Annotated in this window: 11 protein-coding genes; 5 read left to right on the forward strand and 6 right to left on the reverse strand. The window is 61.4% G+C overall.

The genetic code is table 11. The annotated features are described in order from the left end of the window. Positions 1 to 7: 7 nt before the first annotated feature. The 3 genes from polA to GOW60_RS15640 all read right to left on the reverse strand — a co-directional run bounded on the left by polA (position 8) and on the right by GOW60_RS15640 (position 3606). The gene (gene polA, locus GOW60_RS15630; protein WP_171229987.1) at positions 8 to 2806 is read right to left on the reverse strand and encodes a DNA polymerase I; all 2799 of its coding nucleotides are present in this window, start codon (positions 2804 to 2806) and stop codon (positions 8 to 10) included. 70 nt (positions 2807 to 2876) lie between these two features. Next, on the reverse strand, positions 2877 to 3347 hold the full coding sequence (locus tag GOW60_RS15635; RefSeq protein ID WP_152459471.1) for a hypothetical protein: 471 nt from the start codon (positions 3345 to 3347) through the stop codon (positions 2877 to 2879). Between the two features lie 82 nt (positions 3348 to 3429). Beyond that, on the reverse strand, positions 3430 to 3606 hold the full coding sequence (locus GOW60_RS15640) for a zinc-finger domain-containing protein (RefSeq protein WP_152459472.1): 177 nt from the start codon (positions 3604 to 3606) through the stop codon (positions 3430 to 3432). 87 nt (positions 3607 to 3693) lie between these two features. On the opposite strand from GOW60_RS15640, the gene GOW60_RS15645 reads away from it, so the two are divergent. Next, entirely contained in the window at positions 3694 to 4686 is a 993-nt protein-coding gene (locus GOW60_RS15645; protein WP_171230057.1) for an ABC transporter ATP-binding protein, read from the forward strand. Here the strand turns inward: GOW60_RS15645 and GOW60_RS15650 are convergent. Next, entirely contained in the window at positions 4683 to 5147 is a 465-nt protein-coding gene (locus GOW60_RS15650; RefSeq protein ID WP_171229988.1) for a DUF1203 domain-containing protein, read from the reverse strand. The two genes, GOW60_RS15645 and GOW60_RS15650, sit on opposite strands and share 4 nt — an antisense overlap. A 110-nt stretch (positions 5148 to 5257) precedes the next feature. On the opposite strand from GOW60_RS15650, the gene GOW60_RS15655 reads away from it, so the two are divergent. From GOW60_RS15655 to GOW60_RS15665, 3 genes are all read left to right on the forward strand, one after another. Then, entirely contained in the window at positions 5258 to 8176 is a 2919-nt protein-coding gene (locus GOW60_RS15655; RefSeq protein WP_171229989.1) for an error-prone DNA polymerase, read from the forward strand. Between the two features lie 48 nt (positions 8177 to 8224). Continuing rightward, positions 8225 to 8638, forward strand: a complete 414-nt coding sequence (locus tag GOW60_RS15660; RefSeq protein WP_171229990.1) for a group III truncated hemoglobin — start codon at positions 8225 to 8227, stop codon at positions 8636 to 8638. A gap of 135 nt (positions 8639 to 8773) precedes the next feature. After that, positions 8774 to 9712 (forward strand): DMT family transporter, encoded by a 939-nt coding sequence (locus GOW60_RS15665; protein ID WP_152459476.1) that lies wholly within the window; start codon positions 8774 to 8776, stop codon positions 9710 to 9712. Between the two features lie 8 nt (positions 9713 to 9720). Here the strand turns inward: GOW60_RS15665 and GOW60_RS15670 are convergent, their stop codons facing one another. Both GOW60_RS15670 and GOW60_RS15675 read right to left on the reverse strand, forming a co-directional pair. Next, positions 9721 to 10443: an NYN domain-containing protein gene (locus GOW60_RS15670; RefSeq protein WP_171229991.1), complete on the reverse strand. Its 723-nt coding sequence runs from the start codon at positions 10441 to 10443 to the stop codon at positions 9721 to 9723. 89 nt (positions 10444 to 10532) lie between these two features. Next, complete coding sequence (locus GOW60_RS15675; RefSeq protein WP_171117014.1) at positions 10533 to 11645, reverse strand: S-(hydroxymethyl)glutathione dehydrogenase/class III alcohol dehydrogenase; 1113 nt, start codon at positions 11643 to 11645, stop codon at positions 10533 to 10535. 130 nt (positions 11646 to 11775) lie between these two features. Here GOW60_RS15675 and GOW60_RS15680 point away from each other — a divergent pair, with 130 nt between their 5' ends. Beyond that, positions 11776 to 12063, forward strand: coding sequence for an I78 family peptidase inhibitor (locus GOW60_RS15680; protein WP_171229992.1), 288 nt, complete (start codon positions 11776 to 11778; stop codon positions 12061 to 12063). Positions 12064 to 12108: the final 45 nt, after the last annotated feature.

The following is a 12108-nucleotide window of genomic DNA, read 5'->3' on the forward strand; positions in this document are numbered from 1 at the left end:
CCTGGCGCTAGTGCGCCTCGGCCCAGTTCGCACCCTGGCCGGCATCCACGCTCAGCTTCACATCCAGTTTCACCGCCGGGTCCGAGGCACCCTCCATCACCTCGCGCGCCACGTCGATCAGCGGATCCACGGAATCCTCGGCGACTTCGAACAACAGTTCGTCATGGACCTGCAACAGCATCTTGGCGGGCAGCCCATTGATCGCACCCGGCATCCGCACCATCGCGCGCCGGATCACATCCGCCGCCGTGCCCTGAATCGGCGCGTTGATCGCCGCCCGGCGCGAAAATCCTGCATGCGGCCCCTTGGCGTTGATCTCGGGCGTGTGGATCTTGCGCCCGAACAGGGTTTGGACATAGCCGTGCTCTTTGGCAAATGCCACCGTGTCATCCATATACTGGCGAATGCCCGGAAAGCGTTCGAAATAGCGGTCGATGAAACCCTGTGCCTCGGCCCGCGGGATGCGCAGGTTGCGCGCCAAGCCGAAACCCGAGATGCCATAGATCACACCAAAGTTGATCGCCTTGGCCTGGCGGCGGATGTCCGGCGTCATCTCGTCCAGTGGCACGTCGAACATTTCCGACGCGGTCATGGCGTGGATGTCCAACCCATCGGCAAAGGCCTGTTTCAGGGTCGCAATGTCGGCGATATGCGCCAGGATGCGCAGCTCGATCTGGCTGTAGTCGAGGCTGACCAGAACATTGCCCGGCTCGGCGACAAAGGCCTCGCGGATGCGGCGGCCCTCCTCGGTGCGCACGGGGATATTCTGCAAATTGGGGTCGGTCGAGGCCAGACGCCCGGTATTCGCCCCGGTGATGGCATAAGACGTGTGCACCCGGCCCGTGTCGGGGTTGATATGGGTCTGAAGCGCGTCGGTATAGGTCGATTTCAGCTTGGACAGCTGGCGCCAATCCAGCACACGGCGCGGCAGTTCATGCTCGGTCGCCAGATCTTCCAAAATATCGGCCCCGGTCGAGTACTTGCCGGTCTTGCCCTTCTTGCCGCCTTCCAGGCCCATCTTGTCGAACAGGATCTCACCCAGTTGCGCGGGTGAGCCGACATTGAAATTCTCACCCGCCAACTCGTGGATTTCAGCCTCTAAACCGGCCATTTTCTGGGCAAAGGCGTTCGACATACGGCTCAGCACATCACGGTCGACCTTGATGCCATGCATCTCCATCTTTGCCAGAACCGGCACAAGTGGTCGTTCGAGCGTCTCGTAGACAGTCGTCACCTGCACCCGGTGCAGCTGCGGTTTGAACAGTTGCCACAGGCGCAGCGTTATATCCGCATCCTCGGCGGCATAGGCGGTGGCCTCGTCGATCGGCACCTTGTCGAAGGTGATCGCAGACTTGCCTGACCCCAGCAGCGGCTTTATCGGGATCGGCGTGTGGCTGAGATACCGTTCCGAGAGTGTATCCATACCGTGCCCATGCTCACCGCCATGCATGGCATAGGACATCAGCATCGTATCATCGATCGGGGCCACATCGATGCCGTGACGCCTGAAAATCTTGGCATCGTATTTCATGTTCTGCCCGATTTTGATGATCGACGGATCCTCAAGCACCGGCTTCAGCAGCGTCAGCGCCTCATCCAGCGGCATTTGCCCTTCAGCCAGCGCGTCCGACCCGAACAGATCATCCGCCGCACCATCACGGTGGGTCAGCGGGATGTAACAGGCTTCGCCGGCCTCGACACACAGCGAGATACCGACCAGATCGGCTATCATTTCATTCAGACCGGTGGTTTCGGTATCAACAGCGATCCAGCCTCGTTCATGGGCCTGGTCGATCCATTTTTGCAAAGCCGCTGCATCACGGACACATTCATACTTTGCCGCGTCAAACGGGATCGTCTCGACCTCAACTTCTTTGGCCGCAGGCGCCGGAGCGTCGGCGATGGCCGGTGCTTCGGCCCCCAGCTTGTCGGCGATCCGTTTGGTCAGTGTGCGGAATTCCATATCCGCAAGAAAACCCAGCAGGGTCTCTGCATCGGGCTCTCTCACTTCAAGGTCATCCAGCGTGAAATCCAGCGGCGTGTTCTTGTCCAGCTGCACCAGTTTCTTCGACAGTTTGATCTGATCGCGCTTTTCGATCAGAGTCTGCCGGCGCTTGGGCTGTTTGATTTCGTCGGCCCGGTCCAGCAGTGTTTCCAGATCACCGTATTCGTTGATCAACAGCGCGGCCGTCTTGACCCCGATTCCCGGAGCGCCCGGCACATTGTCAACGGAATCCCCCGCCAGCGCCTGAACATCCACAACGCGCTCAGGAGCAACTCCAAACTTCTCGATCACCCCGTCCCGGTCGATACGCTTGTTCTTCATCGCATCCAGCATCTCGACGCCGTCACCAACCAACTGCATCAGATCCTTGTCGGAACTTACGATGGTCACGCGGCCCCCAGCCTCGCGCGCCTGCACGGTCAGGGTGGCGATGATGTCGTCGGCCTCATAGCCTTCGAGTTCCTTGCAGGCGATATTGAATGCCTTTGTCGCCTCGCGGGTCAGTGGAATTTGCGGGCGCAGGTCCTCGGGCATTGCTTCGCGGTTGGCCTTGTACAGGTCGTACAGATCATTCCGGAATGTGTGCGACCCCTTGTCGAAAATCACCGCCACATGGGTTGGCGCATCCGGCCCGGTGTTCCCTTCGACATATTTCTGAAGCATGTTGCAGAACCCGGACACCGCCCCAATCGGCAGACCATCCGACTTGCGGGTTAGCGGAGGCAGCGCGTGATAGGCCCTGAAAATAAAGGCCGATCCGTCGATCAGATGCAGGTGACATCCTTTTCCGAAATTGCTCATGCGCGCGCTCCCTGTCGGTCAGGGATGGTTCTGCCACAGGGTCACGCGGGTGACCAGCCAAGAACGCAGCCTAACCGCCAAACAATCCCGAGAAGACGTCAGAGAAACTGTTCAGCAAAGCCATGATCACCAACACCCCCAGCAACGCAAAAAACGCAAAGGCAAAGAACTGGAACAGGATTGCCCCCGTACCTATAACCATTCCGGCGATGGCAGGGCGCCGCTTTTCGTGACGCAGGATGCCAACGGCCGAGATGACGATCGCAAGCCCGCCAAGCATGGCGACACCGATCCGCAGGAAATCATCCAGATCGCGGGCGCGGGCAACGGGCTCGGGTTGTTCCATCCCCGCGGCGGCCCTCAGTGTCGATTTGCCGATTTCGGCCGCCAGTTCGCCCAGCGACACACCCGCAGTCTGCTGAGGTGCAAAGGGCCCCGCCCAGAATACAAACAACGCAGCAAACAACGCCAAAGATGCGATGCAGAACCCAACCCAGCCGAAAACCGGGTTAACATTGTCAGTGGCCGAAATTCCGGTCATCACGTATCCCTGCTTTGGTTGCGCCAAAGCACTAACATGAAAACCGAGGCAAGATTTGGGCAAAACCCGGCTGGTCGGGCAATCAGCCCTGTTCACGGCCCTTCAGCACATATTTGCAGTCGCAATACGGGCATTCGACCCAGCCTGTATCCTCGGGGATTTGCAGCCAGACGCGCGGATGGCCCAATGCGCCTTCGCCGCCGTCACAGGCGACACGGGCGGTTTCGACGATCTTGGTTTCCGGCGCTTCGATGGTCACGGCTGGCGATCCTTCTTCGGTTGTCGGCCTCGCGGGCATGTAATAGGTGCGTTTATGAGCGATGAGCAATCCGGGGGCAAGAGCCACATGAGCGATGCGGCAATCAGGATCGAAGGTCTGCGCAAGACCTATCGTGGCGGCAAGGGTCAGCCTGAGAAACACGCGCTGAAAGGCATTGATTTGACTGTTCCGAGGGGTTCGGTTTTCGGGCTGCTGGGCCCGAACGGCGCCGGGAAATCGACCCTGATCAATATTCTGGCCGGGTTGGTGGTGAAGTCCTCGGGCCGTGTGTCGATCTGGGGCTTCGATCAGGATCAGAATCCGCGGCAGTCCCGCGCCGCGATTGGTGTGATGCCGCAAGAACTGAACCTTGACCCGTTCTTCACCCCGCGGGGCGCCTTGGAAGTACAGGCAGGCCTGTACGGCGTACCGAAATCCGAACGTCGCAGCGATGAAATCCTTGAACTGGTCGGCCTCAGCGACAAGGCCGAGGCCTATGCCCGCACGTTGTCGGGCGGGATGCGGCGGCGGCTCCTGCTGGCCAAGGCGCTGGTGCATCACCCCAAAATCCTCGTGTTGGACGAACCCACGGCAGGCGTGGATATCGAACTGCGCCAGATGCTGTGGGCCAATGTGCGCAAACTGAACCAGCAGGGCATGACCATCATCCTGACCACCCACTATCTGGAAGAAGCGCAGGAGATGTGCGACGAAATCGCCATCATCAACCACGGTGAAAAGATCGCTCAGGACAGTACCGCCAACCTGCTGGGCCGCATGGACAGCCGGACCATGGTCATTGTGCCGGACACCCCGGTGGTCGACCTGCCGGTGACCGAAGGCGTCGAGGCCAGCTTACGTGAAGACGGCAGCCTTATACTGCAATATCGCAGCGCCCGGACCAGCGCCGAACAGGTTCTGGAATCCGTCCGGGCGGCGGGCATCCGCATCCGCGACGTGCGCACCGAAGAGGCCGATCTCGAGGATGTGTTCCTGGCCCTGACCTCCTCACGCGCCGACGATGCTCCGGCCGACGATCAGGACCAGCCTCGCCGGGGCCTGCACCGGGTCAAGCTCTAAGCCCGGTCTATCCGCGCTTGGTAGCAGTTGTTCCGCGCCGATCTGACGTGAATATAGGCCACGTCCGGGCGGGCAAAAATGTCGCTGACTTTTGCGTCGATCTGATCTTTGGGCGTGATTGCCCCGGTGCCATAGACGATCCGCTCATCTGGTCCATACCCCTTGATCAGATAGTCGGGTGCAGTGGTCAAGATCTCGGGCAGGGCGTCGCCTTCATAGCGCTCGCAAGGCGTTGCGCACAGAAAGATCGGCCCTGTTTCAGCGTATGGATGTGGCTCTAAAAAGGGGCGATGCGCCAATATCAGCATCTCTGCGCCTTCGGGAATGTTCTTCAGGCAGTGGCGACAGGGGTTGCCAGTCCCCAACGAAACGGCGCGCTCGGGCGCGGCGCCATATGCATCAGGCTGACCTGCCTGAAGGGCGCGGACTTCGTCAGTGGGCAGAGCGGTGATCTTGAACATATCAGGTCTCCTTTTTCTGCAACCATGCGCGCCTGGCCTGGTCCAGACGACCCGTTTCGTGCGCAAAGGACTCGAAAAAGAACAAAACGTGAATATAATGTGGAATCGCCATGTATGCCGAGCTGTCGATCACGTCGAACTTCACCTTCCTCACCGGGGCTTCGCACCCCGAGGAGTACATGGAGCGCGCCGTCACCCTGGGCCTGCCCGCCATCGCCATCGCCGATGACAACTCGGTGGCCGGCATCGTCCGCGCCCATACCCAGGCGCGCGAGATCGCCCGCAAGGTGCGCGAGCGCCGCGCGTGGGAGGAGCAGAACACGCCCATCGGCCCGCCCTGCCCCGATCAAATCCCGAAACCGCCCTCGTTCCCGGTGCATGCGGTGCCGCGCCTGATCCCGGCGGCGCGGCTGATCTTTACCGACGCCCCGCCCGTCACCGCCCTGCCCATCAACCGGCAGGGCTGGGCCAACCTGTGCCGCCTCCTGTCCACCGGGCGGCTGCGCGCGGCCAAGGGCGACTGCATCCTGCACCTGTCCGACCTGCTGGAATTTTCCGACGGTCTGCACCTGCTGCTCTGGCCACAGGCGGGCCGTCCGACCGGCGGCACGAGCGGGTGGCGGACACAGGCGCAACAGTTGACGCGCCGCTTTGCCGGGCGCATGCATCTGCTGATGCATCCCCGCTATGACGGGGCGGATGCGGCATTTTTCCATTTGTTAGAGACTGAATCATATCATCTGGGCCTGCCCACAATCGCCAGCGCCGCACCGATGATGCATCACGGGTCGCGCCGCAAACTGGGTGATGTGCTGACCGCGATCCGCCTGCGCCGCAAGGTGGACGATCTGGGCCGCCACGCGCTGGCCAATGGCGAACAGCGCCTGCGCTCGGAACCCGAGATGCTGCGCATCTTCAAGGGCTTTGAGGACGCCGTGGCCCGCGCTTATGCGCTCAGCCAGGAACTCACATTCTCGCTGGACGAGCTGCGCTATGAATATCCCAGCGAGGGCAGCGACAAGGAAACCCCGACCCAGCGCCTGCATCGGCTGGCGCATGAAGGGTTGAAATGGCGCTATCCCGCCGGGGCGTCCGAGAAAGCCCAAAAGATGCTGGCGCATGAACTGACGCTGATCGGCAAGCTGAAATACGAACCCTATTTCCTGACCGTCCGCGACATCGTCCATTTCGCCCGCGGCCGCGGGATCCTGTGCCAGGGGCGCGGCTCGGCGGCGAACTCTGTCGTCTGTTTCTGTCTCGGCATCACCGAGGTCAGCCCCGAGATGGGCACCATGGTGTTCGAACGTTTCGTCTCCGAGGCGCGGGACGAGCCGCCCGACATCGACGTCGATTTCGAACATGAACGCCGCGAAGAGGTGATCCAGCACATCTATGAACGCTATGGCCGCCATCGCGCGGGGCTGTGCGCCACCGTGATCCACTATCGCGGCAAGCGCGCCATCCGCGAGGTGGGCCGCGCCATGGGCCTGACCGAGGACACGATTTCCGCCCTGTCCTCGCAGCTGTGGGGGTTCTTCTCGGCCTCGGGGCTCGAGGCGGAACGGATGCGCGAAATCGGCCTCGACCCCGAGGATCGCCGCCTGAAACAGACTCTAACATTGGTGCATCAGATCAACGGGTTCCCTCGCCACCTATCCCAGCATGTGGGCGGGTTCATCATCACCGAGGGCCGTCTGGACGAGCTGGTGCCCATCGAGAACGCCACCATGGAGGACCGCACCGTCATCTGCTGGGACAAGGATGACATCGATTCCTTGGGCATCCTCAAGGTCGATGTTCTGAGCCTGGGGATGCTGACCTGCATCCGCAAGGCCTTCGACCTGATCGGCCAGCATCATCAGACCAGCTATACGCTCGCCACCCTGCCGCCCGAGGACCCGGCGGTCTATGACATGCTGTGCAAGGCAGACTCGGTGGGCGTGTTCCAGGTGGAATCACGTGCGCAGATGAACTTCCTCCCCCGGATGCGGCCGCGCAATTTCTATGATCTGGTGATCGAGGTCGCCATCATCCGCCCCGGCCCCATCCAGGGCGACATGGTGCATCCCTATATCCGCCGCCGGAACGGAGAGGAGGAGGTCAGCTTTCCCTCGGACGCACTGGGCGAGGTGCTGGGCAAGACGCTGGGCGTGCCGCTGTTTCAGGAACAGGCGATGCAGATCGCCATCGTCGGCGCGGGCTTCACGCCGGAACAGGCCGACCGGCTGCGGCGGTCGCTGGCGACCTTCAAGAAGCATGGCAATGTCAGCGAATTCCGCACCCTGTTCCTGCGCGGGATGCAGCGCAACGGCTATGACGCCGAATTTGCCGAGCGGTGTTTTTCGCAGATCGAGGGATTCGGCTCCTACGGCTTCCCCGAAAGCCACGCGGCCAGCTTTGCGCTGCTGGTCTATGCCAGCGCCTGGATCAAGTGCCACCACCCGGGGATTTTCGCCTGCGCGCTGCTGAACTCGCAGCCGATGGGCTTCTACGCCCCCGCCCAGATCGTGCGCGATGCGCGCGAACATGGCGTGCAGGTGCGCCCGGTCTGCATCAATGCCAGCTTCTGGGACAACGTGATGGAGCCCGACGGCCATGGCGGGCTGGCCCTGCGGCTGGGCTTCCGCCAGATCAAGGGCCTGAGCGAGGAGGACGCCAGCTGGCTGACCGCCGCGCGCGGCAACGGCTACCATCAGGTTGACGACGTCTGGCGCCGCGCGGGCCTTGGTCCCTCGGTGATCGAGCGGCTGGCCGAGGCGGATGCCTTTGCCGCCTGCGGCCTGACCCGGCGCGAGGCGCTGTGGCAGGCCAAGGCGATCGCCACCGCCAGGCCCCTGCCGCTGTTCGCGCAGGATCTGGAAGGCGAGGCGCTGGACGAACCCGCCGCCCATCTGCCGCAGATGTCGCTGGGCGAACAGGTGGTCGAGGATTACGTCGCCACCCGCCTCAGCCTGCGGGCGCATCCCGTGGCCCTGCTGCGGCACCTGCTGACGCCGGGGCAGCGCGACAATACCACCTCTGTCACATAACGCCGGAACCGCCTATCTGCCAAAAAACAGAGTCGAAAACAGGCCACCATGACCAGACCAACCCTTCCGCCGCGCTTTCCCGCGACGCCCGAGCAGATCAACGCACAGGTTCGCGCCTTTTACGCCCGTGTGCGGCAGGACGCGGTACTTGGCCCGGTATTCGCCAACCATGTCACCGACTGGCCCGCGCATGAGGAAAAGATCGCATCCTTCTGGCGCAACGCCATCCTGTTCGAGCGCAGCTATGACGGCAATCCGCAGCGGGTGCATATCGAACGACCGGACGTAAAGCCCGAGATGTTCGCCCATTGGCTGGACCTGTTCGAAAAAGTCGCCACCCAGACCCTGCCTCCGGAAACCGCCACACCATGGGTCGCTCTGGCGCGCCGCATCGGTGTTGGGATGAAGGCCGGGGTGCAATCGGCCCGCCAGCCCAAGGACGCGCCACCGATCCTGCGTTGAGCCCACGTCATGGCTGCCTTGCGATGTTAGCGGTAAATTAGGGGCTATGCGGGTCGGGGAAATAGGGTTAGTCAGAGACAAGACAGCCCCTTTTGCGCTGCCCCTTCACATCGACACATCACCCGAGGCCGACCCATGAGCACTCAGAACACCACCCTTCGGGGTCTTGGCTATGCATTCGCGGGCTTTGCGGTCTTCGCCACCCATGACGCGCTGATCAAGACGCTGGGCGGGACCTACTCGGTGATGCAGATCATTTTTTTTGCCACGCTGTTTTCCTTTGTCCCGATGGCTGTGACGATCTTGACGGACCGGACCACGGGCAACTTCCGGCCGCATCACCCCTGGTTGGTGTTGCTGCGCTCGGGCCTGATGGTCACGGCCATGTCCTGCGCGTTCTATGCCTTTTCGGTCCTGCCCCTGGCCGAGGTCTATTCGTTGCTGTTTTCTTTCCCGCTGATCGTCACGGTCCTGTCGATTCCGATACTGGGCGAAGTCGTCCGGGCTCAGCGCTGGGCTGCGGTTGGCGTGGGTCTGATCGGGGTGCTGATCGTTCTGCGCCCCGGCGCAACGGATATCACGCTCGGCCATCTGGCCGCCCTGATGGCCGCATTCTGTAGCGCCTTTGCATCGGTGCTGGTGCGCAAGATCGGGAACGAGGAACGCTCGGCCGTCCTGATCCTGTATCCGATGCTGCTGGCGATCGTGGTCATGAGCCTGGCCCAACCGGCCGTTTATCAGCCGCCGTCCCTGTTGCATCTGGCCATGATGGCGCTGGTCGGCGTGTTTTCTGTGATCGCCCAGCACCTGATCATCCTGGCCTATCGCGCGGCGCCCGCCGGCGTCATCGCGCCCAGCCAGTACAGCCAGATCATCTGGGCCACGATATTCGGCATGATGTTCTTTGGCGAAACGCCCGACATGTGGGTCGCAGTCGGGGCCAGCATCATCATCGCGTCCGGTGTGTTCGTTGTCTGGCGCGAGAGCCGCGCCAATGTATCGCCGAACAAGCCGGTTCTGCGCGTCCGCTCGCCGCGTTCCGACACCGGCGCCTCGGCGCGGCCAGGGTCGTAGGGCGGCCGCTACTGATCTTTAAGCCTGATCTTCCGGCCACCGTTTTCGCCTGTTTCTTCGAACTTCCCGGTGGCTCGTACCAAGTCGCTCAGCCGCTTGAAGCCATAGGTTCGCGTGTCAAAATCCGGATAGTTCATGCCGAGCTGACTGCCGACCCAGCCAAGGCCCGCCCATCCGTCCGGTTCCTCGGATTTGAGCACGACATTCCGGATCAACTGATAAGCATGGTTCAGCTCTTTTTTGGACTGAACTGCCTTTGCCTTCTCGCCGCCATTCGCCTCTTCCCTTTTGATGTTCTCAATAAGAATGAAGCGGTTGCAGGCTTTCTTGAAGGCGTTGGGCGTCTTTTCTTCCTCGCCGATCCCGAACACGCTCAACCCCTGTTCGCGGATGCGGCTGGCCAGACGGGTGAAATCGCTGTCCGAGGACACCAGCACGAACCCGTCGAACCGGTCCGAATGCAGAATGTCCATCGCGTCGATCACCAAGGCGATGTCTCCGGCGTTCTTGCCGGTTGTGTTGGCAAATTGCTGGTGCGGTACGATGGCGTATTCCGCCAGTTTCTCGGCGCTCCAACCCTGTGGGATACCGCCGGAAAAATCGCCGTAGATCCGGCGAAGACTGGCCTCGCCCAATGTGGCGACTTCTTCGAAGATTTCGGCGACGTGTTTTGCCGGAACATTCTCGGCATCAATCAGAACGGCAAGGCGTTCTGTGGTGGTGGTGGTCAATTTAGTCTCTCTATTCAGGTATTTATCAATGCTCTGAAGATAGGAGACAAAAAGGGCGGGTTAAACCCCGCCCTTGCAATTTCTGGTTGTCAGTAAATCACCACCGACCGGATGCTTTCGCCCTTGTGCATCAGGTCGAAGCCGGTGTTGATGTCGTCCAGACCCATGGTGTGGGTGATCATCGGGTCGATCTCGATCTTGCCTTCCATGTACCAGTCGACGATCTTGGGCACGTCCGTGCGCCCACGTGCGCCGCCGAAAGCGGTGCCGCGCCACGACCGGCCGGTGACCAGCTGGAACGGACGGGTCGAGATCTCGGCCCCCGCGGGTGCGACGCCGATGATGATGGATTCGCCCCAGCCCTTGTGCGCCGATTCCAGCGCCGCGCGCATCACCTGCACGTTGCCGGTGGCGTCAAAGGTGTAATCCGCACCACCCTTGGTCAGGTTGACCAGATAGGGCACCAGATCGCCCTCGACCTCGGACGGGTTGACGAAATCGGTCATGCCGAACTTGGTGGCCATCTCGACCTTGGCGGGGTTCAGGTCGACGCCGACGATCTGATCGGCCCCGGCCAGACGCAGGCCCTGGATCACGTTCAGGCCGATCCCGCCCAGACCGAACACGATGGCGCGGCTGCCGATTTCCACCTTGGCGGTGTTTATCACCGCGCCGATGCCGGTGGTCACGCCGCAGCCGATATAGCAGATCTTGTCGAACGGCGCGTCCTCGCGCACTTTGGCCAGTGCAATCTCGGGCAGAACCGTGTGGTTCGAGAAGGTCGAGCAGCCCATGTAATGCAGGATCGGATCGCCATCCAGCGTCGAAAACCGCGAGGTGCCATCGGGCATCAGCCCTTGGCCCTGCGTCTCGCGGATGGCCTGGCACAGGTTGGTCTTGGGATGCAGACAGTATTCACATTCACGGCATTCAGGCGTGTAGAGCGGGATCACGTGATCGCCCGGCTTCAGGCTGGTCACGCCTGGGCCGACCTCGACCACCACGCCGGCGCCCTCGTGGCCCAGAATGGCCGGGAACAGGCCTTCGGGGTCCGCGCCCGACAGGGTGAATTCATCCGTATGACAGATGCCAGTGGCCTTGATTTCAACCAGAACCTCGCCCGCCTTTGGGCCTTCAAGGTTCACATCCATCACTTCCAAAGGTTTGCCCGCCTGTACGGCGACGGCAGCACGGGTACGCATGGTACTTATCTCCCTGTCACTTTTGCCCCGACCCTGCGTCAAATACAGGGTGTTTTCAACTGTGCTTTCTTGGCAGGTTGGCTAATTGTTTGATATTGCAGAAACGACATTGCCAGAATGAGGAACGCCAATGCACCGTTTTTTACCGATCTTTATCTTTCTGGCGGCCTGCGCAGACACAGGCGTTCCGCAGGATGTCGCCACCACCTCAGAAGACGCACCTGTTGATCTGGCATTTTGCAAAGGTGAGCCCTTTGCCGAAACCGTCGGTCAGCCCGTTTCAGCGATTCAGGCCGATCTTCCCGAACGGTCTCGTGTTTTGGGCCCGGATGACATCGCCACACAGGATTACCGTATCGACAGGCTGAACGTCTATGTGAGCGACGCCGGTGTTATTCAGCGTCTGACCTGCGGGTAAGCGTGGACTCGGCAGGTGATTCTGAATTAAGAACAAAATAAGAAC

This window comes from Ruegeria sp. HKCCA4008 (genome assembly GCF_013033125.1).
In the GTDB taxonomy this organism is placed as follows: Bacteria; Pseudomonadota; Alphaproteobacteria; order Rhodobacterales; family Rhodobacteraceae; genus Ruegeria.

Coding starts and splice junctions, on each gene's coding strand:
- GOW60_RS15650 (WP_171229988.1), bottom strand. CDS start 5,147: ATGTTCAAGATCACCGCTCTGCCCACTGACGAAGTCCGCGCCCTTCAG.
- GOW60_RS15680 (WP_171229992.1), top strand. CDS start 11,776: ATGCACCGTTTTTTACCGATCTTTATCTTTCTGGCGGCCTGCGCAGAC.
- GOW60_RS15645 (WP_171230057.1), top strand. CDS start 3,694: ATGAGCGATGCGGCAATCAGGATCGAAGGTCTGCGCAAGACCTATCGT.
- GOW60_RS15655 (WP_171229989.1), top strand. CDS start 5,258: ATGTATGCCGAGCTGTCGATCACGTCGAACTTCACCTTCCTCACCGGG.
- GOW60_RS15635 (WP_152459471.1), bottom strand. CDS start 3,347: ATGACCGGAATTTCGGCCACTGACAATGTTAACCCGGTTTTCGGCTGG.
- GOW60_RS15675 (WP_171117014.1), bottom strand. CDS start 11,645: ATGCGTACCCGTGCTGCCGTCGCCGTACAGGCGGGCAAACCTTTGGAA.
- polA (WP_171229987.1), bottom strand. CDS start 2,806: ATGAGCAATTTCGGAAAAGGATGTCACCTGCATCTGATCGACGGATCG.
- GOW60_RS15660 (WP_171229990.1), top strand. CDS start 8,225: ATGACCAGACCAACCCTTCCGCCGCGCTTTCCCGCGACGCCCGAGCAG.
- GOW60_RS15665 (WP_152459476.1), top strand. CDS start 8,774: ATGAGCACTCAGAACACCACCCTTCGGGGTCTTGGCTATGCATTCGCG.